The following is a 22413-nucleotide window of genomic DNA, read 5'->3' as shown; positions in this document are numbered from 1 at the left end:
ATGGAAACAACGATCAAAAAAATCGAAGATATGTCACTGAACGCATGGCCTTCCCATAAAATGGAACTTTATGACGGATGGATCTTACGTTTTTCTTATTTCTATACGCACAGGACCAACAGTGTGGAACAGTTCGGAACCTCCACACTTCCATGGCGCGAAAAAATCCCCTACTGCGAACAGGTCTATAAGCGTCTGGGAACTCCTGCAATCTTTAAGATCAGCCCCCTTGTATCCCCGGATTTTGACTATATGCTGGAAAACAGGGGCTATTCCGTTCAGCACATAACAAATGTTATGACTGTAGACCTAGACAATGCCGTTCTGGATGCGTCTGTCACCGATGTGCTTTTTTCCAATGAAATTCCTGATTTCTGGATCCACAGCCTTTTTGACTTGAAAAGAACTACAAATCCGATCCATCGAAGCGTCGTTCCTTCCATGTACCGTGCCATTCTTAAGGAAACTGTCTGCGCTTCCATAACAAAAAACGGCGAGATCATTGCCACAGGTCTTGGAATCCTGGATCGCGACTACATCGGTATCTATGCCATTCATGTGCGTGAAGATTATCGCCGCAGAGGATATGCCCGTCAGATCTGTACCGGTCTTCTCAATGAGGGCAAAAAAAGAGGCGCCAGCCACGCTTATCTTCAGGTGGTAAAAAACAATACTTCCGCAGAAAAGCTTTACAGCTCTCTTGGATTTCAGTATTTTTATACCTACTGGTTCCGTGTTCAGCCTGTAGGAACACGTTTTCAGTAAATGCATGGATTTTCCGTAAATCCCTGTAGAAATCAAAAAATCTTTTTGCTATAATACCCTTAATATGTATAAAATCTTTCCTGCCTTCATATACTGATCCTTATCAATCAATAAGGAGACTGATCCGATGAACGATCCGCAGGAAAAAAACACCCAAAATCCCTATCATATTTATTACGATAATTATCTGGATACCAATGCCTGTACTGAATGCACGGGTCTGATCAACCATGGAATCGACAGCCGTGAGCAATGGGATTCTTTCCGCCAGATCTTTGACTTTATACCGGCGTCGGAAACCCATGATCTTACAGATAAACAGGACTGACCGTTATCCCGGGTCGGAGGACACAAATGAAAAAACTGTCTGCTGCATGTATGATTCTCGGCCTTTCCCTTTTTGCGGGAGGCTGCAGCAATGATCAGATCGATGATCATATTATTTCTCTTCAGGATAAAATTTCAGACGTTACTGCTTCAGATTCCACAGAACAGGAAGATCAGGAGCCTTCCACGGAAGAACGTGTTTATATAGATGAGCTTACCGGCACACTGCTGGATTTTGACGGTACACACCTGACGATTTCCAGCAATGGAGAAACCTATGTATTTGATGTTTCCCAGACAAGGCTTGAATGCAAATACGGCGTTGTATCCAGTGATCAGGTCAGTGTGATCTACCAGGGACAGCTTTCCGGAACGGATATCAGCACCATTTCCCCCATCAAAATAACCGACAAATATCATAATGAAACTCCTCTGGAGGACCGCACTTTAAAGGGCAAAGTGAAATCACTCACATCCAATGCCCTTGTGATAGTTACAGAAAAGGGAAATACCGTAACCTTCCCTGTCACCGGTGTCAGACAATACTACAAAAAAGGCATCAAGGCCGGCAAGTGGGTCTATGTCCATTTTCGCGGTAAATTCATCAACGAAACACTCGTGGATGACAAACAGTATGACGGCAGTTTCACAAAAGTGATCAGTGTCTCCGATACGGATCCACTGAAAGTACCTGCAGCAACTCCTACGCCTTCCCCTGAACCGAAGAAAAAAGAACAGCATCTCCGTGCAAAGATCGTAAATGTCAGCACCGGCACAATGACTGTCATTCCGCAGACCACAGGATCGGAACTGACTGTTTCACTTTCCTCGGTTCCTGTATATTTCAAAGGAGGAATGGCTCCGGGATCTTATGTAAACATTATCTATACCGGTAAATTTAATGGTGAATCCACCAGCGGCATGAAGATCCGTGGAATCACCGGGGAGGATCCGGACATACTTTCAGTACGCAACATTACTTCTACTGTAACCGGCACGATCCTGGGCACAACCGCCAATACCGTGCTGCTCCAGACATACGACGGCGTAAAGATCCTCTGCAGCCGTGAAAACGTTCCGGACCTTTCCTCAAGCGGAATGGAAGAAGGTGCCGATCTCCGGGTTACTTTCAACCCTGCGAAATCACGCACCTCCAATATTTATACCTGTATTAAATTCGAAGACCCGTGACGGAAGATGGTACGGATCCTTTTTTCTCCATCTTCCATCCAGCTTCGTACTGCCTGCGTATCACCCAGTATATCAAAAAAAGCTCTGCTTTCATCCTGTACACCCTGGCCGTGAAGAACCTGATATGCACCGGCATCGCTTCCTACTGCCACATGAACCTTCTTTTCAAAAGCTTTCTTCAGATTCTGCTCGCCTGTCTTTATAATAGATGCAAGAATCGTATCTTCAAATCTGCCGCAGCCTTTAAGATTCCGCACAGTTACAAGTGTCGGAACCCACACGCTTTCGCTGTCTGCCAGCATGGAAATCGTCTCATCATCCATATAGTTCCCATGCTCAATACTGTCAACACCAGCCTCCACTGCTGCTTGTACGCCATAGCATCCATTTGTATGGCTCATCACGGCAAATCCCTCTTCATGAGCAATATGTACCATTTCTTTCACATCCGTTGCTGAAAGCGGCGTTCCCGTAATTTTCCCGTGATCTGCAAAATCCAGAAGCCCTGTAGTCATGATCTTGATAAAATCCGCACCTTCAGCGGCAGCTTCCAGAACTCTTCTGTGATATTCCTTCATGTCTGAAAAGCTTTTTCCAACGATCTTCCCGTAATGCCCCTCTTTATAAATGGCAAAAACCGGTGTGCGATAGTCAATTTCATATTCAGGGGCCAGTCTGGCAGCCCGTTTTGACACACCGTAATGATCTCCTCCGTCTCTCACAAAACGGATTCCTCTTTTCCGGTATTCCTCAAAATGAGCACGGATCAGTGCATCCCGGGGCCCGTTTTTCTGTGTCTCAACGGCTTTCCGGTAATCATAGCCATTGAGAAATATATGTGCATGACATTCCCCAAACATTTTCATCACTGCTCAAAAAAGTTTCGGATCTCTTTCTCAGATGCCTGCACCGACCCCTGTACAAAGAACGGCTTTCCACCTCCGCGTCCGTTTAATTTCGCATTCATCTCTTTTGTAAACTGACGGAGATCGCCGTCTTTTTCGCCCATTGCATACTTGTAGCTTCCGTCTGCATTTCCGGAAAATACCGCACAGCAGCCCTGGCAGGTCTGTGTCACGGCGTCTGCAAGCTTCCGCACACTGTCTGCATCCATTCCATCCATAAAGATGAGAACGCTTCCGCTTCCTGCATAACGCTCTGCCTCTTTCCGGCACATGTCGTCTACCAGCTGCCCAACCTGTCCTTTCAGTCGGAAATTCTCTTCCTGAAGGCGTTCCACTGCCTGCGCAGTCTTATCCATTTTTGCGGAAAGCTTTACAGAAATCTGGTGGTTCTGGTCATTGACCATGTTCAGATAATCCAGCACACGTTTTCCGCAGATCATCTCAATACGGACACCTTCACGAAATTTTTCCACGGAAAGAAGTTTCACCATTCCGATCTCTCCGGTATGTGTCACATGAGTTCCGCAGCATGCACAGATATCCACCCCTGGAAATTCTACGATCCGCACCTGACCGGTGAGCTCTTTTTTGCTTCGGTAGTCGATTTTTTCCAGTTCCTCCGCTGTAGGATATATGATCTTTATCTGCGTATCTTCCCATATCTTTTGGTTTGTTTTCCGCTCGATCTCAGCAAGCTGCGCCTCATCCAACGGGCCATTCAGATCTATGGTAATGGTATCGCTTCCCATATGAAAGCCTACATTATCGTATCCGTAAGCCTCGTGGATCAGTCCGCTCACCATATGCTCACCGGAATGCTGCTGCATCAGATCAAATCTTCTTGCCCAATCGATGCGTCCCTGTACTTCTGTTCCGACTTCCATCGGCTGATCTGTATAATGAAGAAGTTCTCCCTCCTTTTCATGCACTTCCTTTACTTTCACATCGTTGAGATATCCGGTATCGCTTGGCTGTCCACCGCCCTCCGGGTAAAAAGCGCTCTCATCCAGAATGATATGAAAACCTTTTTTTGCTTCTCTGCACTCCAGGACTTTGGCTGTAAATTCTTTTTTATATACATCTTCATAATATAAACGTTTCGTCTCTGTCATTTGTCTCATCCTTTCTGCATCTCTGCTTTGACGACTTATAGTATAGACCAAATTTTCTCTCCCCGCTATATAAAAGCGGCATTTATCCAATGATTTACATATTTTTCTATAAAAGCTGAAGGCTTTCCTTCAGGTTCCGCGTTATAATAAATGAAGCGGGAAGAGAAGGGAGCTGATTGCATTACACGGGAAGAATATCTGGAATATCTGATACATACATATCAAAACTTAATATTTTCCATTTGTCTGAAATCGGTGGGCAATCCCTTTGACGCCGAGGATCTGACACAGGATGTTTTTCTTTCCGCCTACAAAAATCTCTCCCGTTTTGATGGCACCTACGAAAAAGCCTGGCTCAGCAAGATCGCAGTCAGAAAATGTCTGGATCATCTGAAAGCAGCCGGCAGACGTACCATTCCCACAGAGGACACCTATTTTGAACAGCTCCATGATAAAGAGTTTTCCCCGGAGGAGGCATTTCTGGACAAAGATTTCAAGGATCGGATCCGGCATTTATGTTCAGCGCTGAAAAGCCCCTACAGGGAGGTTGCCCTTGAACATTTCTGCGAAGAAAAAACCGCCGCAGAAATTGCAAAAGCGCAGAATAAAAATATCAAAACAGTCCAGACGCAGATCTACCGGTCCAGATCTATGCTGAAAGCACTGCTGGAAAGGAGTGATTAGATGCACATACCACAAGATGAATTACAGAAATTCCAGGACGGAACCATGAATACGGATGAAATGATCCATTTTCTGGAGCATATGGAGCAATGTGACTTCTGTCTGGATGAACTTCTTCAGAATGAGGATGCCGCTTCTGAGTATGCTCCATCCTATCTGCAGGATGAAATTCTGAAAAAAGCAGCTTCTCCGGAAGTTCAGGCTTCCAGAAAAATACATGAAACTGCTTATTGGATGAAGCTTCTCTGTGCAGGCTTACGGACTGCCGTAGGCATGGGTGTTGCGCTGATCATGCTTTTTTCTGTATCTCAGACAGATTTTACGGCTCTTCATCCTTCACCGGAAACAAAAGTTAAGATTTCTTCATCCCTTGGCATTGGTTCCGGCCTAAACCAGCTTTCCATGCAGGTAGGTTCCCAGCTCAGTGAACATTCTCAGAAGATCAGTAATAATCTGAACGATCTTACGAATAAAATTATAAACGGAGGCAAGTAAATTTATGAAAAAACAAAAACATGGTTTCTGGGTATTTATCTTTTCCCTGATCCCCGGTGCCGGGGAAATGTACATGGGATTTAAAAAACAGGGACTTAGCATTATGCTGCTGTTCTGGGGATCGATCGCACTGGCATCCATAACCGGTCTTGGATGGCTGGCCATGTTTCTCCCGGTGATATGGTTCTATAGTTTTTTTAATGTCCATAATCTGAAATCCCTGTCAGAAGAAGAATTCTACTCTGTAGAGGATAATTACATTCTTCACATGGATCAGTTTTCCGGTGATATGGGAAAATTCTTACAAAAGCATCAGAGTGCAGCTGCATGGGTTCTGATCCTGTTTGGTATCTGTATCCTGTGGAGTCGTTTCACAAGTCTTCTGTACTTCATTGTACCGAATAATATGGCCGACTATGTATACAATATCTGCAACAGCCTTCCGCAGATCGTCATTGCTGCAGGTATCATTGCTGCAGGTATTTATCTTCTTACTCAGCAGAAAAAGAAACTGAAACAAGAAACCGAAACAAAAGATGAACATTACTGGGAACCCTATCGTCCATATCAGCAGCTGACAGAAAAGCCTGTTCATACTTCTGATAACTCAGACAAAGATACAGCTTCTGAAGCTTCTTCCATTACTGATCCGGAAAATACCGAATCTGATCCTGCTTCATCCACAAAATAACAGAGAAAAAAAGATCCACTGCCAGTTTCCTGACAATGGATCTTTTTATATGATTTAAATTTACTGCTTATGTGTTACTTTAAGACGTGTCATCGCTCTCGCAAGTGCCATCTGGTTCATATGATACTCCTGGATGCTCTGTTTCTGACGAAGCTGCTCTTCTGCACGTTCCTTTGCTTCCTGAGCACGGCGGATATCAATCTCGTCCGGACTCTCTACGCTGAGGCAGAACAGCTTGGCACGGTTATTGATCATCTCAACAAATCCGCTGCTCACAGCAAACACATACTCATTACCGTCAGCATCCTCAAAACGCATCTCACCGGGAATGATGGCAGCTACAACATTCGCATGATGGGCAAGAAATCCCTGCTCACCATCCACTGCCGGGATAATAAGCTTCTGAGCACGTCCTGCATAAGCCAGTTTATTGCTGGCATATATTTCCAGGCCAAATGTCTCACTCATAGCTGCTCCTTACTGCCGGTTCTCCTCGGCTTTTGCTTTTGCAATTACATCATCAATGGTTCCAACATTAAAGAATGCGTTCTCCGGATAATCATCCATCTCACCGTCAATGATCGCCTTAAATCCGCGGATCGTCTCTTTCAGAGGTACATATTTACCTTTGATACCGGTGAAGTTCTCAGCTACATGGAACGGCTGGGAAAGGAACTTCTGGATCTTTCTTGCACGGAATACTGTCTGCTTATCTTCCTCTGAGAGCTCCTCCATACCAAGAATAGCAATGATGTCCTGAAGTTCTTTATATTTCTGAAGGATCTCCTGTACTCTACGTGCAACCTCGTAATGTTCCTCACCAACAATATCTGCCTCCAGGATACGGGAAGTAGACTCAAGCGGATCTACGGCCGGATAAATACCCTGCTCAACGATCTTACGGGAAAGAACGGTTGTTGCATCCAGATGGGCAAATGTTGTTGCCGGAGCCGGGTCTGTTAAGTCATCGGCCGGTACATATACTGCCTGTACAGATGTAACAGAACCTTCCTTGGTAGATGCGATCCTCTCCTGAAGCTCACCCATCTCAGTTGCCAGTGTAGGCTGATATCCTACTGCGGACGGCATACGTCCAAGCAGAGCGGAAACCTCAGATCCTGCCTGTACAAAACGGAAGATATTATCAATGAAAAGAAGTACATCTCTGTGCTCCTGATCACGGAAATACTCTGCCATGGTAAGTCCTGTCTCAGCAACACGCATACGTGCTCCAGGTGGCTCGTTCATCTGTCCGAACACTAAGGCTGTCTTTTCAAGAACACCGGATTCCTTCATCTCTGTCCAAAGGTCATTACCCTCACGGGAACGCTCACCGACACCGGTGAAAATAGAATATCCACCATGCTCGGTAGCGATATTCTGGATCAGCTCCTGGATAAGGACTGTCTTACCAACACCGGCACCACCGAACAGACCGATCTTACCACCTTTTGCATATGGAGCAAGAAGGTCGATAACCTTGATACCTGTTTCCAGGATCTCAACTGCCGGTTTCTGCTCTTCAAATGAAGGCGGATCACGATGGATGACCCAATGCTCTTCACCGTCCAGGGAATCACCGCCATCTACGGTATCTCCAAGAACGTTGAACAGACGACCAAGTGTTTTATCTCCAACCGGAACCTTGATACCGCTTCCGGTAGCTGTTACTTCTCTGTCTCGCTGCAGGCCCTCGCTGGCTCCCAGCATGATGCAGCGTACGATATTATTTCCAAGGTGCTGGGACACCTCCATAACGCATCTTTTACCGTTGTTCTCGACTTCAAGGGCATCCTTGATATCCGGAAGCTGTCCGTCTTCAAAAACAACGTCTACAACAGGTCCCATAACCTGTACGATCTTACCTTTATTCATAGTCATCACTTCCTTTTTTGTGCTTTAGCACCGCTGATAACCTCTGTGATCTCCTGGGTGATCGCAGCCTGACGTGCACGATTATACTGAATGGAAAGATCCTTCAGCATCGCCTTCGCACTATCTGTAGAGGACTGCATTGCTGTCATTCTCGCACTGTTCTCACTGGCATATGCCTCTACAAGACATCCATAGATCACACCTGTAAGGTAGTTGGGGATCATAGTATCCAGAAGCACATCTGCAGACGGAGATAATACGATCTCCTCCTGATAAATATCTGCCGGGATCTGACCCACCTTAAAATCAGCCTTTTTCAGCGGTAAAAGCTGCATATTCACATTTTCCATTGCCATCGCATTCAGCATCTGTGTATAGACAATGTGAATTTCATCCAGCTCTCTTTCAAGAAATGCCCGTACGATCTCTTCCGTGATAAGGCGTGCTCTGTGCATAGTCGGCTTCTGCACGGTATAATGAAAACCGCCGTCCATATCCACATCTCTCTTGCCGAAATACTGACGCCCTACCATACCAAGGACATACAGCTTGTGATGTCCCGGTACCTCTTCCATGAAATCTTCTGTCATTTTCTGTACATTATGATTGTATGCACCAGCCATACCTTTATCACCTGTAATGACAATGGTACCTACCTTTCTTTCATCCTTCGGAACAAGATGACGCTCACTGAAGAAAGGATGCTGAATGTCCGGCATATGACGGAGGATCCTGGCAATGGCAGCCTGCATATTATAGAAATATGGTTCCGTATCCTGCAGGATCTTCTTGGCCTTCTGCATCTTGGAAGAAGAAATCATGTACATCGCATTGGTGATCTTCATGGTGTCCTGAATGCTTTTCATACGAGTCTGTATTTCTTTTGCATTTGCCATATCAACACCTACCTGCTCTTATCTCTGAATTCTTCTGCCGCCTTTACGATTTTCTCTACAAGCTCATCAGAGAGCTGCTTTGTAGTCTCGATCTCTTTGCCGATCTCAGGATATACATTATCAAAGTACTCCAGAAGATCCTTCTGATATTTCTTGATCTCTTTCTTTTCTACATCTACCATCAGCTTGTGAGTCGCAACGCAGAGAGTAATTACCTGCTGATGAAGACTTAACGGGCTGCAGAGCGGCTGTTTCAGAAGCTCCATCAGACAGCTTCCGTATTTCAGCTGTGCAGTTGTAGCCTCATCCAGATCTGAACTGAACTGGGTGAACACTTCCATCTCTCTGTACTGTGCCAGGTCGATACGTACACTACCGGAAGCTTTCTTCATAGCCTTGGTCTGTGCAGCACCACCAACACGGGATACGGAAAGACCAACATTGACTGCCGGACGCATACCTGAGAAGAACAGATCACTTTCCAGGAAGATCTGACCATCTGTGATGGAAATTACGTTTGTAGGAATGTATGCAGATACATCACCGGCCTGTGTCTCGATGATCGGAAGTGCCGTAATGGATCCGCCGCCTGCCTCTTCACTCAGACGGCTGGAACGCTCCAGAAGTCTGGAATGAAGATAGAATACATCACCAGGATATGCCTCACGTCCCGGAGAACGCTCAAGCAGAAGTGACAATGCACGATATGCCACTGCATGCTTGGAAAGATCATCATATACGATCAGTACGTCTTTACCCTGATACATGAAATACTCTGCAAGAGCAGTACCAGCATAAGGAGCAATATACTGAAGCGGTGCACAGTCGCTGGCTGTTGCGGAGAATACGGTTGTATACTCCATTGCACCGTATTTTTCAAGATTGGAAACTACCTTTGCAACGGTAGAAGCTTTCTGTCCGATGGCAACATAGATACAGATCACATCCTTACCTTTCTGGTTGATGATCGTATCGGTTGCGATGGATGTTTTACCTGTCTGTCTGTCACCGATGATCAGCTCTCGCTGTCCACGGCCGATCGGGAACATGGAATCAATGGAAAGGATTCCTGTTTCCAGAGGTACAGTTACAGACTTACGGTCGATGATTCCAGGAGCCGGGTTCTCGATCGGGCGATATTCCTCTGCCTGGATCTCTCCCTTTCCATCAATAGGCTCACCAAGTGCGTTCACGATTCTTCCGATAAATTTATCCCCTACCGGAATACCTGCCTGCTTGCCAGTTCTGGCAACCTTGGTGCCTTCCTTGATTCCTGTATCCTTTCCGAAAAGAATACATCCCATGCTGTTGGCACGGACATCCTGTACCATACCTTTCAGACCATTCTCGAAGGTCACGACCTCACCGTACATGGCATGATCGATGCCATAAACAGTTGCGATACCATCTCCCACGGAGATGACAGTGCCTACTTCCTGGTCCTTGCTGATTTCGTCATAGTTCTTTATTTCTTCCTTGAGAATCGAAATGATTTCATCTGGATTTATTGCACCCAATTCAATTTCACCTCCGGGTTAATTTCTGTTTCAGTTTCTTATAACGTCCGATGAGGCTCCAGTCGTACTCACGATCTCCTGCCCTGAGAACAAATCCACCTACAAGGCTTTTATCCTCTGTAAGGGTAAGTTCCACTTCTCTGGCAGAAAACTGGCTACGGAGAAACTCCTTCATCTTATTTTCCTGCTCTTCGGCAGGACGTGTTACATAAAGAAGCTCTGCCTTGAGAATTCCTTTCTGTTCCCGGCTGTAAGCATCATAAGCTTCAAGGATCTCTCCGATTCTGTCAATCTTCTGATACTTACACGTTACTTTAAGAAAACTCTTCATTTCCTGCGGAAAAACCCGCTCTATTACCTGTTCTTTTTCTTTGAGGGAAACAAGTGGATTTTCAAGCATCTTACCTATCTCAGGTGTATTCTTAAAAATCCTTCCTGTTTCGCAGATTGCCTCCCCCGGGACAGAAAGACCGTATAATGCTTTTGCATAATTAATGGACGTCTCTGTCATGAGGATCACCTGCTCCTTCTAAAAACTGGTCATATAGGGACATATCCTGTGCTTCGTCGTTCTTTTTTCCCATGATTCTGGATGCTGCATCCATTGCCAGCTCAGCCACTTTGCCTTCCATCGCTTTCATAGCAGCTTCCTGCTCAGTGCTGATATCTCTTCTTGCTTTCTCAAGAATCTGACCAGCCTGATCATTAGCTCTCTTCACGATGCTGTCTGCCTGTACTTTTGCCTCGTCCTTAGCCTGCTCTACAATACTGAAGGATTCCTCCTTCGCAGATTTCAGTGCATCCTCATACTGTCCTTTCAGCTGGTTTGCTTCAGTAGTTGTCTTCTCTGCTGAAGCAAACTGCTCATCGATCATAGCTTTTCTCTTCTCCATAACACCAATGATCGGGCCGAAAAGGAACTTCTTCATTAAAAGATAAAGAACGATCAGGTTTATAATAGTAAAGACAAGGTTGATATCAATTTTAATCACCTGGTCCACCTGCCTCTCTTAATCCTGAATTAGTATCTCGTCTTTACCTATTAGCCAAGCATGATGATGATCAGAAGACCGATTACGAAACCGTAAATAGCTGTTGCCTCTGCAAGAGCACATCCAAGAAGAAGTGCTTTACTGATCTTGCTCTCTGCCTCTGGCTGTCTTGCGATAGCTTCTACTGCTTTAGATGTTGCAAGACCGATACCAATACCTGCTCCAATACCTGTAAGAACTGCGATAGCTGCACCAATTGCGATTAACATAGTTTTTTCCTCCTGTAAAATACAATTTTTTTCATTTTTAGATCAAGCGGATCTTCCGCTTCACTACTCAATTGCTTCCTTAATGAACAAGGATGTTAAGAATACAAATACATACGCCTGTATGAATCCGTCGAAGAAATCAAAATACAGGCTGAATGGTATGGGAAGAATGGCCGGACAAACAAACTCCAGCAGCTTCATAACTACGAAGCTTCCCAGAACATTACCGAACAACCGCATGCAGAGAGATGTAGGTCTGATCGCTATTTCCAGAATGTTGATCGGAAGCATGATCGGAACCGGCTCCGCAAAGCTTTTCAGGAAACCCTTCAGTCCCCTTTTATGAAAGCCTGCATACTCGATCAGAATAATGCTCATCAGCGCCAGCGCAATGGTAACATTCATGTCCTTCGTTGGTGGTGTAAAACCAAATACGCCTGCGATATTGGCTATTCCGATGTAAATTACGGTTGACATCAAATAAGGCACATACTGTTTGCCTTCTTCTCCAAGGATACCCATGAAGAAATCCTGAAGAAAACTTACCCCGGTCTCCAGAAGCAGCTGCTTCTTACCCGGATTTTCCACACTGAGATTCCGAACTAAGATCAGAGACAGAATCACAAGAACCGCCATGATGACCCATGTGACTACCACGCATTCTGCAATTGGTATTCCACCAAACGCCGGAATGGTAAAGGCTGTCTTACTGTTTAGTTCTTCTGCCAGTGTACTTGATAAATCTCCCGTTTTTCTCCCTCCTTTTCTCTTGGCGCTGATCGTATCTTTTTATAATTGGTATGACCACGCCTTGTAGTTGACTTTATTTTACTCCGCATTTCCAGAATGTCAATATTATTTTTGCCTGTTTTGCACAAAAAAGAATCTGTTTTTTATACAAAATATACAATTCATTTCAATTAACCTTGATCCGACTTCCTGCGTACAGATACTTCTCCATAAGAAAGCAGGGTTTCTGAACCATCCTGTTCTCTCACAAGAAGCCTTCCATCTGGTGCTATGGATTCTGCATAAGCTTCCCTTGTACACTGTCCGTCTGTGATCACGATCATGTTTCCAGGAATGATATTATTTTCTGTATATTCTCTGGAAAGTCCCGGAGTCTCCACTTCCATGAGAAGCTGATTGACGATCTCCGCCACAAGAATACTGCAGTTTATATGCTCTGCGTCATTCCTGTTTTCAAATAATGCTCCAGCCGTTTCCTGTATATCTTCAGGAAACCCATCTTCCGGCATATACAGATTCAAACCAATTCCTACAACTGCAAACTCAATGTTCCCGCTTTCAAAGTCTGTAACAGCCTCTGTCAGTATCCCACACACTTTCTTATTATGAAAATACAGATCATTGACCCATTTGATCCCAAGGTCGATCCCGCAGATTTTCTTCACTGCACGGCACACTGCAGTTGCCGCCGCTGTAGTGATCAGGAGTCCTTCCTTCAGAGTTCGGTCAGGTCTTAGAACGATACTCATATAAAGTCCTGCATTTTCAGGAGAATAAAAACTTCGGCCTCTTCGGCCTCTTCCGCTTTTCTGTCTGCGCGCCAGTATCAGTGCACCATGACCTGCTTCTCCGGAAAATGCAGCCTCCTTGGCTGCCCGGTTTGTAGAATCCAGTTCTCTGTATATTTTTACAGGGACATCCGGATGATCGAGGTAAAGCCGTATTCCTTCTTCCGATAAACGGCTGCCTCCTCGAAGCACATAGCCTTTGTTTGGTCCAGCTTCTATGGTATATCCCTCTTCACGAAGGGATTTCACAGCTTTCCAGATGGCTGCCCGTGTGCAGTTTAGTTCTGCTGCTGCCGCCTCTCCGGATATCAGTTCATTCTCGTGCTGCTCCAGAAGCTTTAGCATTCTTGCTTTTACAGTCATATCTTCACCGTCCGTAATCTGCCTGAAATGGCAAAATTTATTCCCTCCTAAGAGTCGAAAGCATTATAGCACTTAAGCATCGCGATGTCTATTATCTTTTTTATATATGCTATCTATATTATTTTTATATTTCAGATGCAGCTATTATATGATTTTTCTCATTTTTGTCTGTTTTCATTTATTTTTTTATATATTATTTCTGTTGAAAACCTGCAGACTCAGGAGTGAATTTTCCTGAATCTTTATTATATACAGATTTTCTTTATCATATATTTATCATTTGTAATTAGAAAGACTTTTCTCAAGAAATTCCCGGTACTTATCGCGAACCTCATCCGGTGACGCGATCACCGCATCCGGGCCAAGACTGGCTATCCAGCCAAAGAACTGGTCACTGATATTTACACGAACCAGTGTTTTGAAATGTTCAGGATCCTTCCTGTGTATCATAATATCTCTGCCAAACCGATCCAGCACCACCCCGACCAAGCGGTTATGTGCTTCCAGACATATGGTTACTTCTCTGCCGCCAAACATCCCGAAGGTCCTGGATGTCAGCTCCCCTATATCATAATTCTCAAAAAATTCTCTGCCGCGTCGCACCTCCTTCTCTATACGGATCTGCTGGAGCTTATCTACCTGATACTGCTTAACCCTTCCACACTTCTCATCGTAAGTGATCAGATAATACTCCTCATTCTGCCATACAAGTCCCCAGGGACTGACCGAATATCGTTCTCCCTCATTCTCCGGACGCAGCTTCTTCTCCACAGTCCATTCACAATATTGAAAAGAAATCTGCCTGTCCTCAGTTAATGCACGCTGGATCATATCAATACTGTAATACACATTCTCGTTTATAGTCCGGATACGGTTCTCTGCAAATCCCTGTCGCCGCAGCTGTCTGGACTCATAAACACTGGCAAGGCTCTCCAGTTTCCTGATCAGCTGTCGGGATTTCCCATTGGTGATACATCTGGAGGACTGTACTGCATCCACCAGAAGTCTCAGCTCCGGAAGCTCAAATTCCCGACTGGCAAGATAAAAACCAGCCGGGTGCTCCCGCCGGTTCAGGATATCCATTCCAAAATTCCGCAGGGTTTCAATATCATCATAGACAGTTTTACGCTCTGCACTGATCCCCAGACTATTCAGATAGGCGATCAGCTCCTTCACAGACATCGGATGCTCTTCGTCCGTCTGCTCCAGAAAAATGCGCATCAGATATAAAATTTTAATCTTCTGGTTAAAGACCCTTGGCATCCTTTCTCCTCCGTTCTGCTACTTGTCTGTCAGTGATGCTACCACTGCAAAATATAATACCATGAATGACAATACAACAGCAACGATATCTGCTCCGCGGAAATCAAAATTAAACAGCATCGCCCCGCCAAGCATGATCTCCATTGTAAGAAGTGCACCCAGTACCATTGCCATTCCTGAGGAAAGCTTCTGTCTGCCGCAATGTCCGTTCTCAGCTTCCACATATCTTCCTTCTGCCAATACTGCCTTCCTGCTGCTCTCTGTATTCCACATAAGATCCATCCTCCCTGTCCTATGTTCGTCTCACGATTTATCGAACATATTTTCCAAACATATTTTCTATATGTTTGCATTATAGCTCATTTTTAGTCCAATAAAACGGTACAAATATGGTTTTTCCGAACATTTGTTTATTTTATACAAAAATATGTTCGTCTTTAAGATCCACAAAAAAAGCCTGCCGTAAACGACAGACTTGTAAAATGTGACACTTTGAAAGGGCATTTGAAATCCTATGATATCTGCTTTTACATCATTCCAGCAAACACAGACGCACCTATAACCGTAAGCAATCCGGCTACGGCAATGGCAAGGCTGCTCATGGCTCCTTCTACCGGGCCAAGCTCCATGGCTTTGGCTGTTCCGATAGCATGGGCAGATGTTCCAAGTCCAAGACCTCTTGCAATCGGCTCCTCGATCTTTGCGATCTTGTAGACAACCTCTGCGATCATATTTCCCAGAACTCCTGTGATGATGATCACAGCAACGGTGATGGTCACGATACCGCCAAGCTCCTCGGAAACACCCATTCCGATAGCAGTTGTGATAGACTTCGGAAGCATGGTGACATATTCCTGATGATCAAAGCCAAACAATTTCGCCATAAGCAGAATGCTGCAAAGCCCGGCCAGCGTTCCGGAAAAGATCCCGGCAGCCACTGCCTTGAGATTTTTTTTCAGCAGATGGATCTGCTCATAAAGGGGCACTGCCAGACAGACTGTTGCCGGGGTCAGCAGATAGCTGATATATTTTCCACCTTCATTATAATCATCATAATCAATATGGAAGATCAAAAGAACACCAATAACACAGATGATCGAGATCAAAAGCGGATTAAAGATCGCCATTTTAAACTTCTTTTTCAGGATCAGACCGATCTCATAGGCGATCAGACTTATCATTGCTCCGAAAAATGCGGAGTTTTTTATGAATTCCATCATTTTTCAGTTCCTCTCTTTCCCATACGGATCACTCCCTGTGTTACTTTTCCTGTTACGACCATTACGATCACCGTGCTGATAAACGTCATGATGAGAACCGGTACACAGATCGGTTTCAGAGTACTCCAGGCTGTGATCAGTCCCGCACCAGCCGGCACAAACATCACCGGCATGATCTCAACCAGAAAATCTGCCGCACCTTTGACCTGATCCAGCTTCAGAATACCTGTGAGCAAAGCCACCAGCATAATGATCAATCCATAGACACTGGCCGGTACCGGAAGTGGAAGAAAGGTTTTCAGTAATTCTCCAATGACGGAAATCAACAGGATGATGCTGAACTGTTGCACATGCTTCATGTTGCATCCCTCCTGATTCATGTAAAGCGCATATTCACATTTTGCTTTACTGCATACTCATGAACGCAGCTGCGTTCAAAGTCTGCGCTCAAACGAATTTTTCAAAAGTGGTAAGACCACTTTTGTTTTAAACGTTTTTTTATTATACGCTACAAATCCAAAATTACAAGGATTGTATCCAATAAAATACAAAAAATCCTTTTATGCATCAGCGTATTCCAGTAATCTACAGAAACAGCTCTGCATAAAAGGATCTATAAACAGGGTTATGATCATTTCCTGGAATTTTCCGCCAAAATGATTTTTTCCACCTGATATTTGCCATCCTCCACAGTCATCACCGCCATGGTAACCTCTCCGCCAAAGCGGCTTCTTCCACAGCTTCCCGGATTCAGCCACAGTCTGCCATCGATCATCTTCTCAAAATATTTGTGAGTATGCCCGAAGATGACCACCTGTGTGTCCCCCAGCTCCCACGCAACGTCTTTTTTGTTATGAACCATAAAAAATTTTACGCCGCCAATGGTAAAGCTTAGACTGGTGCGGAGATTTTCCGCCCAGTCTTTATCATTATTTCCACGGACCACATAGAGATTCCCCATGGAACGCAGTACATCCAGGATCTCATCTTTATTGACATCTCCGGCATGAAGAATGTATTTGCAGTCTTTTAAGATTTCCAGTACCTCCGGCCGCAAAAGACCGTGAGTGTCTGATATAATGCCGATTTTTTCTTTCATGATCTCTATCCTGCTCCAATCCTTTATCATTATCGCCTTTTACCTTTTGCAGCTCACGCTATGACCGGCAATACTCTTCACAATACATAAATATTTAACAGCTGCTTCTTTTCACACCATTTCAGAAATTTTCTTAATTGGATCAAGCCGATATTCGCAATCCCGCAGAGGACTTACCTGATTCGCTTAAAACAATTCTATTTTTCCATATTCTCCGTCAGATCCCGGTTTCCGCAACACTTCTCCTGCACGGAGCCGCCGGATGCCTTCCGCCAGAACTTCTCCGCCGGCTTTTCGGATATCTTCCGGCGGAACCTCTCTCAATATGGTAAATTCTGCACCTAGTTTCTCAAGCAGAGCCTCGTACTGTCCCTGAACTTTTTTGCTTGCCGTGGAAAATCCCACGCAGGCGGAGATCACCTCTGGCAGCGGCATCAGGCTTTCATATGGGCGGCCGCTTTCCGGCATGGCCGCTGAACTCTCGTCACGGTCAGATAACTGCAGGATCCGGTGATCCACACCCATGGTCAGTTTCTTTCCGCACACCGGACAGATACCATTATACTTTTCTGCCTCTCTCGGGCTCAGGCAGACGCCGCATTTCCGGTGTCCGTCATAATGATACTTTCCCTCTTCCGGAAAAAATTCGATGGTGCCCGTAAGTCCTTCTCCCTTCTGCACCGCATTCCACAAGCCCCGGTAGGAAAGCTCAATATCCAGAAGATCTGCTTCCCGTCCAAGTTTTGACGGGGAATGTGCATCAGAGTGTGATACCAGCTGATATCCATCCAGCGCCGAAATCTGCCAGTTCATCACTGGATCTGAGGACAGTCCGGTTTCCAGTGCATGAATGTACGGAGTCAGATCCTCAAAGCACTCTTCTATGGTATCAAAACCGGACTTTGCCCCAAACAGGGAAAAATGTGGCGTCCAGATATGCGCCGGAATATACATGCCTTCCTCACTGACTTCCAGCATGATCTCCAGAAGATCATGACAGGGCAGGCCAAGGATAGGACGTCCGTCTGAATGGATATTTCCGATCTTTTCCAGCCTTGCGGCAAAAGCATCTGCCTCATTGAATCCCGGAAGCAGGATCAAGCTGTGCACCTTCCTGGTTTTTCCGCCTTTTTTATAGATGGAACTGATCTCACCGGACAATACAAATCTGGGTGCTTTTTCAGGATAGCGTGCCGCCTCCGGCAAAACATATTCATCTTTCAGCCGGAACAGTCCCTGTTCCGCAGGGATCAGCTTCGTCTTCAACTCCTGCCGCCAGATGGGATGTGTCATATCTCCGGTTCCAAGGAGTGTGATACCTTTTTTCCGCGCCCAGAGATCCAGCATCTCAGGCGTGCCATCTTTGCTGGTTGCCATGGAATATCTGGAATGTATGTGCAAGTCTGCGATCTGTTTCAAAATTTTTCCTCCTGTATCTCTTTTCCTCTGTCCACATGTACATCCTGTCTTTTTAACAAAAACGCAGACAAAGAAATTACCGTCTTCTTTGTCTGCCTGAATGACCGGATCGTATATAACTCACCAGAAATCCATCTGTAACATGATCAGATATCTTTATAATACGATGGTGATATCACATCATACTCCCTACAGGAGCATCCGTTCTCATAGCTGTCACAGCAGTCACAGTTGGAACAATACATATGCGCGTCATTAATATAAAATAAACCGCCGTACTGCATGGAAGTGCGCTGATTCTTAGATTTCTTTTTGCTGTTGTCGTAGTAGGCTCCGTTGGGGATCATCATATTCTCCGGGGAGAAACTGCTGAAATCAAAGAAATGAGATTCCGTACCATGATGTGGTACCTTGATACACCAGTAATGCTCATGAAGCGGAATCCTGCCATCATAGTTTTCTGCGATCATCCTCATGTACTGTGGCTGTACATCTCCGGTAAACAGAAGGTTCAGCTCTCCATCTCCGGTATTCTGAAATGCCAGACTGATCTTGTGACGGAACTGACGCAGAAAATGCCCCTGTTTTTCCGCACTTTCCAGAAGTGCCTGAAATTCTTCGGTTGCCTGTAATTCACGGAATTTCTTTTCCAGCTTTTCCGGTTTGAGGCGACGTGCTCTCTCTTTTTCGGCCTCTTCCGGAGTCTCTGCTGTATCCTCATCTGCTGCGCCTGTGTCTTCCATTATAAGCTCCAGCTTCTCCTGCGTATATCCTTCGTTTTCCCCACCAGGCTCTGTCTGTCCTGTCAAAGAGCGCTCGGATTCCTCTGTATCCTCTTTCACCAAAGATGCCTCAGACAGTGAAGCCGATTTCGGCTCTGCTTCCGGCGTCTCCTCTGTCATGGACAGAAACAGCTGACGTACCTCCTCCGCAATGTTCACAAGCTCGGTCATTGCGTTTTCATGATTCTCGATCAGGGAATTAAATACATCCTCCGTTTCCCGGCTGACTTCACTGAGATCCGGCCAGAGTGCCGTATATTTTCCCTCAAACTCTGAGCCTCTGGATAAAAGGTCGATCTTTACCCTTCTGGCGCAAAGAGCTTCTGCAAGGGCAAAAAGGCTGACACGTCTTCCGGGAAGGCTGGCCTTTTTTGTCACATCCGCAAGGAGCAGAAGCGCCAGTGTGTATTTCATTTCCGGACCGGAAAATACATCCGGAAGATAGATCTTTTCAAATTCGTAAGCATCTCTTCGGTAACGCATCATATAAAGCAATCCGGAAACATGGTCCGGATGAAAATGTGTCAGAAGCAGATTTTTTTTGCGGATAGTAGTAAGGTCTGAGATGATCACATCAAAGACCTCTCTCCGTGGCCGCCCTTCGATCTTGCTGTTGGCTGCCCCGAAATCCACAAGCAGGCTGCTTTTTCTGTCACGGATACAGAAACAGTCCCCGAACCCCACATTGTACATTCGTATTCTCATTTATTTTTCCTCTGGTTTCTTATTCAGCTGACCTTTGTTTCTGCAGCTGACTCTTCTTTTTTCTTCTGTTGCTGTCTTCATTTCTCAGAACCAGATCTGCATATCATACCAGGTTGCTCCGCCATGACAGGAATTTGCCACACCCAGCTTCTTCAGTCCGTGGCTCTCATAGAATGGGATCATATGCTCCTTGCAGGTAAGGATCAGGGCTTTTTTTCCACGCTCTTTCGCAAGCTCCTTGAAATATTCCACAAGCTCTCCGGCGATCCCCTGATGACGGTATTCCGGGATCACATTCAGTCCGAATACAGTCTGGATCTCCCCGTCCTTTCTGTGAAGAGTGATATCATGATAAAATTCATCCGGGAGTACTGGTTTATCTGTGGTTCCTCCGTTGATAAAACCTACGATCTGCTCATCCTTTACTGCTACAACGAAATTTTCCGGGAATGCTCCCATACGCTTCACAACTTCCTCATGACTTGCTGCCTCCGCAGGTGGAAAACAGATTGCCTCGATCTCTGCCAGACGATCCGCCTCACCGGGATCTGACAGTCTGATCTGTAAATTTTCTGCCATTTTTTGTGGTCTCCTCTATATTTATTCCGTTTTCATCCGGTTTCGATTCTTTTTTAATTATATCGGGTGAGAGAAAATGCGTCAACGTATAACCTGCAAAAAAGCCCTCAGTATCCGCACTACTGAGGGCTTCGCTCTTTTGTTTTTATCTGTTGTTATTACAGTACCGACCGGATCAGCCGCTCCGTATACTCTGTCTTCGGATGCTCAATGATCTCTTCCGGTGTCCCTTCCTCTTCCACATGTCCGTCATGCATCACGATCACCCGGTCGCAGAACAGCTGGACAAGGGCCAGGTCATGGCAGATAAAAAGAAAGGACAGCTGGTTTTCTTTTTTTAACTTCTGAAGCAGTTCCATGATCTGTTTCTGCACAGTCACATCCAGGGCGCTGGTTGCTTCATCACAGATCAGGATCTTCGGTTCCACAGCCAGGGCTCTGGCAATAGCCGCTCTCTGGCACTCCCCTCCGCTGACCTGATGGGGATACCGATCTGCATATTCCGGAGTCAGTCCGCAGGTAAGCAGAAGCTTTTCCACACGGTTCCTGGTTTCCGCCTTACTTATCCCCATATTCCGGAGACTTTCCCCGATTCCGTCCCCAAGAGTGCATCTGGGGTCAAAGGATTCTGCCGGTGTCTGAAAAACCATCTGCATTTCCCGGTAGATTTCCCGGAGATTTTTTCCCCTTGCATGTGTGATATTCTTTTCCATGAGAAAAATTTCTCCGGCTGTGGGTTCTGTCAGATGTGTGATCATCTTCGCCACAGTGCTTTTTCCTGAGCCGGATTCACCTACGATCCCTAATACTTCCCCAGTTTTCAGAGAAAAGCTTATGTCTTCTACAGCCGTGAAGGATTTTTTACCGGTGGTGAAGCTTTTTTTCAAATGATGCACTTCCAGAATGTTTTTGTTTTCTGTCATCATCTGCCTCCGTTTCCGGTACCTGTACGTTTCAAACGAAGTACCGAACTCATAAGTTCTTTTGTATAAGGATCCTCCGGAGCTGTCAAAACCTGAGCTGTTTTTCCGTATTCCCTCACCTTTCCGTTTTTCAGTACCAGAACCTTATCTGCCATTTTTTCCACCACACCGATGTTGTGTGTGACAATGATCATGGCTGTTCCGTATTCCTTACGCATCAGCAGCATTTCCTCAACCACCTGTTTCTGTATGGTTACATCCAGAGCACTGGTAGGCTCATCTGCCAGAAGAAGCGCCGGATTCTGCAACATGGAAATACAGATTCCCACACGCTGATTCATGCCGCCGGACAATTCAAATGGGTAGCTTTGCAAAACACGTTCCCCATCCTTAAGGCCGATCTTAGCCATCATCCGAACGGCGCGCTCTGCACACTCTTTACGGCTGATCCTTTCATGCTCCCGCATACTCTCATAGATCTGATCGCCTACGGTGCGGATGGGACAAAGGGCTGATCCTGAATTCTGAAAAACCATGGCGATCTCAGGGCCCAGAAGTCTGCGTAATTCTTTTTCCTGCATATCCACTATATTTTTTCCCTTGTACCAGATATCGCCTTCTGTCACCATGCCTTCATTTCCCAGAAGTCCCATGATTGCCTTGATAATGGTACTTTTTCCGCTTCCGGATTCGCCTACCACACCCAGGATCTCCCCTTTATTCAGTTCCAGATCCACATCATGTACAACCGGCTCTCCATTGTAGCAGATCGTCACATGCTCAAGCTTCAACAATGATTCCAT

Annotated in this window: 26 protein-coding genes and 1 pseudogene; 6 read left to right on the top strand and 21 right to left on the bottom strand. The window is 45.5% G+C overall.

Annotated elements, in window-relative coordinates; genetic code table 11:
- The 3 genes from DMI82_RS05405 (at position 1) to DMI82_RS05395 (ending at position 2283) form a co-directional block, all read left to right on the top strand.
- Positions 1-765, top strand: coding sequence for a GNAT family N-acetyltransferase (locus tag DMI82_RS05405; protein WP_110102751.1), 765 nt, complete (start codon positions 1-3; stop codon positions 763-765).
- Between the two features lie 127 nt (positions 766-892).
- Complete coding sequence (locus DMI82_RS05400) at positions 893-1093, top strand: hypothetical protein (RefSeq protein ID WP_021652824.1); 201 nt, start codon at positions 893-895, stop codon at positions 1091-1093.
- A gap of 26 nt (positions 1094-1119) precedes the next feature.
- On the top strand, positions 1120-2283 hold the full coding sequence (locus DMI82_RS05395; RefSeq protein WP_015525588.1) for a hypothetical protein: 1164 nt from the start codon (positions 1120-1122) through the stop codon (positions 2281-2283).
- Here the strand turns inward: DMI82_RS05395 and DMI82_RS05390 are convergent.
- Both DMI82_RS05390 and DMI82_RS05385 read right to left on the bottom strand, forming a co-directional pair.
- Positions 2253-3143, bottom strand: coding sequence for an amidohydrolase family protein (locus DMI82_RS05390; protein WP_015525587.1), 891 nt, complete (start codon positions 3141-3143; stop codon positions 2253-2255). The two genes, DMI82_RS05395 and DMI82_RS05390, sit on opposite strands and share 31 nt — an antisense overlap.
- Positions 3144-3148: 5 nt before the next feature.
- Entirely contained in the window at positions 3149-4309 is a 1161-nt protein-coding gene (locus DMI82_RS05385) for an alanyl-tRNA editing protein (RefSeq protein WP_110102750.1), read from the bottom strand.
- A 141-nt stretch (positions 4310-4450) separates the two neighbouring features.
- On the opposite strand from DMI82_RS05385, the gene DMI82_RS05380 reads away from it, so the two are divergent.
- From DMI82_RS05380 to DMI82_RS05370, 3 genes are read left to right on the top strand one after another with little or no spacing between them, the layout of a single operon-like run.
- Positions 4451-4984 (top strand): RNA polymerase sigma factor, encoded by a 534-nt coding sequence (locus DMI82_RS05380; RefSeq protein ID WP_110102749.1) that lies wholly within the window; start codon positions 4451-4453, stop codon positions 4982-4984.
- Positions 4985-5479 carry a hypothetical protein gene (locus DMI82_RS05375; protein WP_110102748.1) on the top strand — a complete coding sequence of 165 codons (495 nt, stop codon included), beginning with the start codon at positions 4985-4987 and terminating at the stop codon, positions 5477-5479.
- Between the two features lie 4 nt (positions 5480-5483).
- Positions 5484-6170, top strand: coding sequence for a hypothetical protein (locus DMI82_RS05370; RefSeq protein WP_110102747.1), 687 nt, complete (start codon positions 5484-5486; stop codon positions 6168-6170).
- A 60-nt stretch (positions 6171-6230) separates the two neighbouring features.
- Here the strand turns inward: DMI82_RS05370 and atpC are convergent, their stop codons facing one another.
- From atpC to DMI82_RS05275, 19 genes and pseudogenes are all read right to left on the bottom strand, one after another.
- Positions 6231-6638, bottom strand: coding sequence for an ATP synthase F1 subunit epsilon (gene atpC, locus DMI82_RS05365; RefSeq protein ID WP_015525582.1), 408 nt, complete (start codon positions 6636-6638; stop codon positions 6231-6233).
- Between the two features lie 9 nt (positions 6639-6647).
- Positions 6648-8045 carry a F0F1 ATP synthase subunit beta gene (gene atpD / locus DMI82_RS05360; RefSeq protein ID WP_015525581.1) on the bottom strand — a complete coding sequence of 466 codons (1398 nt, stop codon included), beginning with the start codon at positions 8043-8045 and terminating at the stop codon, positions 6648-6650.
- A 5-nt stretch (positions 8046-8050) separates the two neighbouring features.
- Complete coding sequence (atpG, locus tag DMI82_RS05355; RefSeq protein ID WP_022427144.1) at positions 8051-8941, bottom strand: ATP synthase F1 subunit gamma; 891 nt, start codon at positions 8939-8941, stop codon at positions 8051-8053.
- 8 nt (positions 8942-8949) lie between these two features.
- Positions 8950-10458 carry a F0F1 ATP synthase subunit alpha gene (gene atpA, locus DMI82_RS05350; RefSeq protein ID WP_021652816.1) on the bottom strand — a complete coding sequence of 503 codons (1509 nt, stop codon included), beginning with the start codon at positions 10456-10458 and terminating at the stop codon, positions 8950-8952.
- A 7-nt stretch (positions 10459-10465) separates the two neighbouring features.
- Positions 10466-10969: an ATP synthase F1 subunit delta gene (atpH, locus tag DMI82_RS05345; RefSeq protein WP_015525579.1), complete on the bottom strand. Its 504-nt coding sequence runs from the start codon at positions 10967-10969 to the stop codon at positions 10466-10468.
- Positions 10950-11450, bottom strand: a complete 501-nt coding sequence (gene atpF, locus DMI82_RS05340) for a F0F1 ATP synthase subunit B (protein ID WP_022427145.1) — start codon at positions 11448-11450, stop codon at positions 10950-10952. Before atpF ends, atpH begins: the two co-directional genes overlap by 20 nt.
- Positions 11451-11500: 50 nt before the next feature.
- The gene (atpE, locus tag DMI82_RS05335) at positions 11501-11719 is read right to left on the bottom strand and encodes an ATP synthase F0 subunit C (RefSeq protein WP_021652814.1); all 219 of its coding nucleotides are present in this window, start codon (positions 11717-11719) and stop codon (positions 11501-11503) included.
- A gap of 63 nt (positions 11720-11782) precedes the next feature.
- Positions 11783-12448, bottom strand: coding sequence for a F0F1 ATP synthase subunit A (locus DMI82_RS05330; RefSeq protein ID WP_084449196.1), 666 nt, complete (start codon positions 12446-12448; stop codon positions 11783-11785).
- Between the two features lie 191 nt (positions 12449-12639).
- A complete protein-coding gene (locus DMI82_RS05325; RefSeq protein ID WP_015525577.1) occupies positions 12640-13620 on the bottom strand; it encodes a biotin--[acetyl-CoA-carboxylase] ligase in 981 nt (326 codons plus the stop codon).
- 276 nt (positions 13621-13896) lie between these two features.
- Positions 13897-14883 (bottom strand): helix-turn-helix transcriptional regulator, encoded by a 987-nt coding sequence (locus DMI82_RS05320; protein ID WP_015525576.1) that lies wholly within the window; start codon positions 14881-14883, stop codon positions 13897-13899.
- Between the two features lie 18 nt (positions 14884-14901).
- Positions 14902-15156, bottom strand: a complete 255-nt coding sequence (locus tag DMI82_RS05315) for a hypothetical protein (protein ID WP_059086214.1) — start codon at positions 15154-15156, stop codon at positions 14902-14904.
- A 254-nt stretch (positions 15157-15410) separates the two neighbouring features.
- On the bottom strand, positions 15411-16103 hold the full coding sequence (locus DMI82_RS05310; RefSeq protein ID WP_110102746.1) for an LrgB family protein: 693 nt from the start codon (positions 16101-16103) through the stop codon (positions 15411-15413).
- The gene (locus DMI82_RS05305) at positions 16100-16462 is read right to left on the bottom strand and encodes a CidA/LrgA family protein (protein WP_015525571.1); all 363 of its coding nucleotides are present in this window, start codon (positions 16460-16462) and stop codon (positions 16100-16102) included. Before DMI82_RS05305 ends, DMI82_RS05310 begins: the two co-directional genes overlap by 4 nt.
- A 272-nt stretch (positions 16463-16734) precedes the next feature.
- Complete coding sequence (locus DMI82_RS05300) at positions 16735-17202, bottom strand: metallophosphoesterase family protein (RefSeq protein ID WP_022427149.1); 468 nt, start codon at positions 17200-17202, stop codon at positions 16735-16737.
- 189 nt (positions 17203-17391) lie between these two features.
- Positions 17392-18579: pseudogene (locus DMI82_RS05295) on the bottom strand (endonuclease Q family protein); the annotation flags it as partial.
- Between the two features lie 188 nt (positions 18580-18767).
- On the bottom strand, positions 18768-20108 hold the full coding sequence (locus tag DMI82_RS05290; protein ID WP_242981813.1) for an MBL fold metallo-hydrolase: 1341 nt from the start codon (positions 20106-20108) through the stop codon (positions 18768-18770).
- 84 nt (positions 20109-20192) lie between these two features.
- Positions 20193-20687 carry a GNAT family N-acetyltransferase gene (locus DMI82_RS05285; RefSeq protein ID WP_110102745.1) on the bottom strand — a complete coding sequence of 165 codons (495 nt, stop codon included), beginning with the start codon at positions 20685-20687 and terminating at the stop codon, positions 20193-20195.
- A 158-nt stretch (positions 20688-20845) separates the two neighbouring features.
- On the bottom strand, positions 20846-21613 hold the full coding sequence (locus DMI82_RS05280) for a dipeptide/oligopeptide/nickel ABC transporter ATP-binding protein (RefSeq protein ID WP_330409203.1): 768 nt from the start codon (positions 21611-21613) through the stop codon (positions 20846-20848).
- Positions 21610-22413, bottom strand: a complete 804-nt coding sequence (locus tag DMI82_RS05275) for an ABC transporter ATP-binding protein (RefSeq protein WP_110102743.1) — start codon at positions 22411-22413, stop codon at positions 21610-21612. The genes DMI82_RS05280 and DMI82_RS05275 overlap by 4 nt, the downstream gene beginning before the upstream one ends.

Origin of the sequence: Blautia sp. BCRC 81119 (assembly GCF_003184505.1) — a bacterium.
Taxonomy (GTDB): domain Bacteria; phylum Bacillota; class Clostridia; order Lachnospirales; family Lachnospiraceae; genus Blautia_A; species Blautia_A fusiformis.
This window is presented reverse-complemented; position numbering and strand designations above follow the sequence as displayed.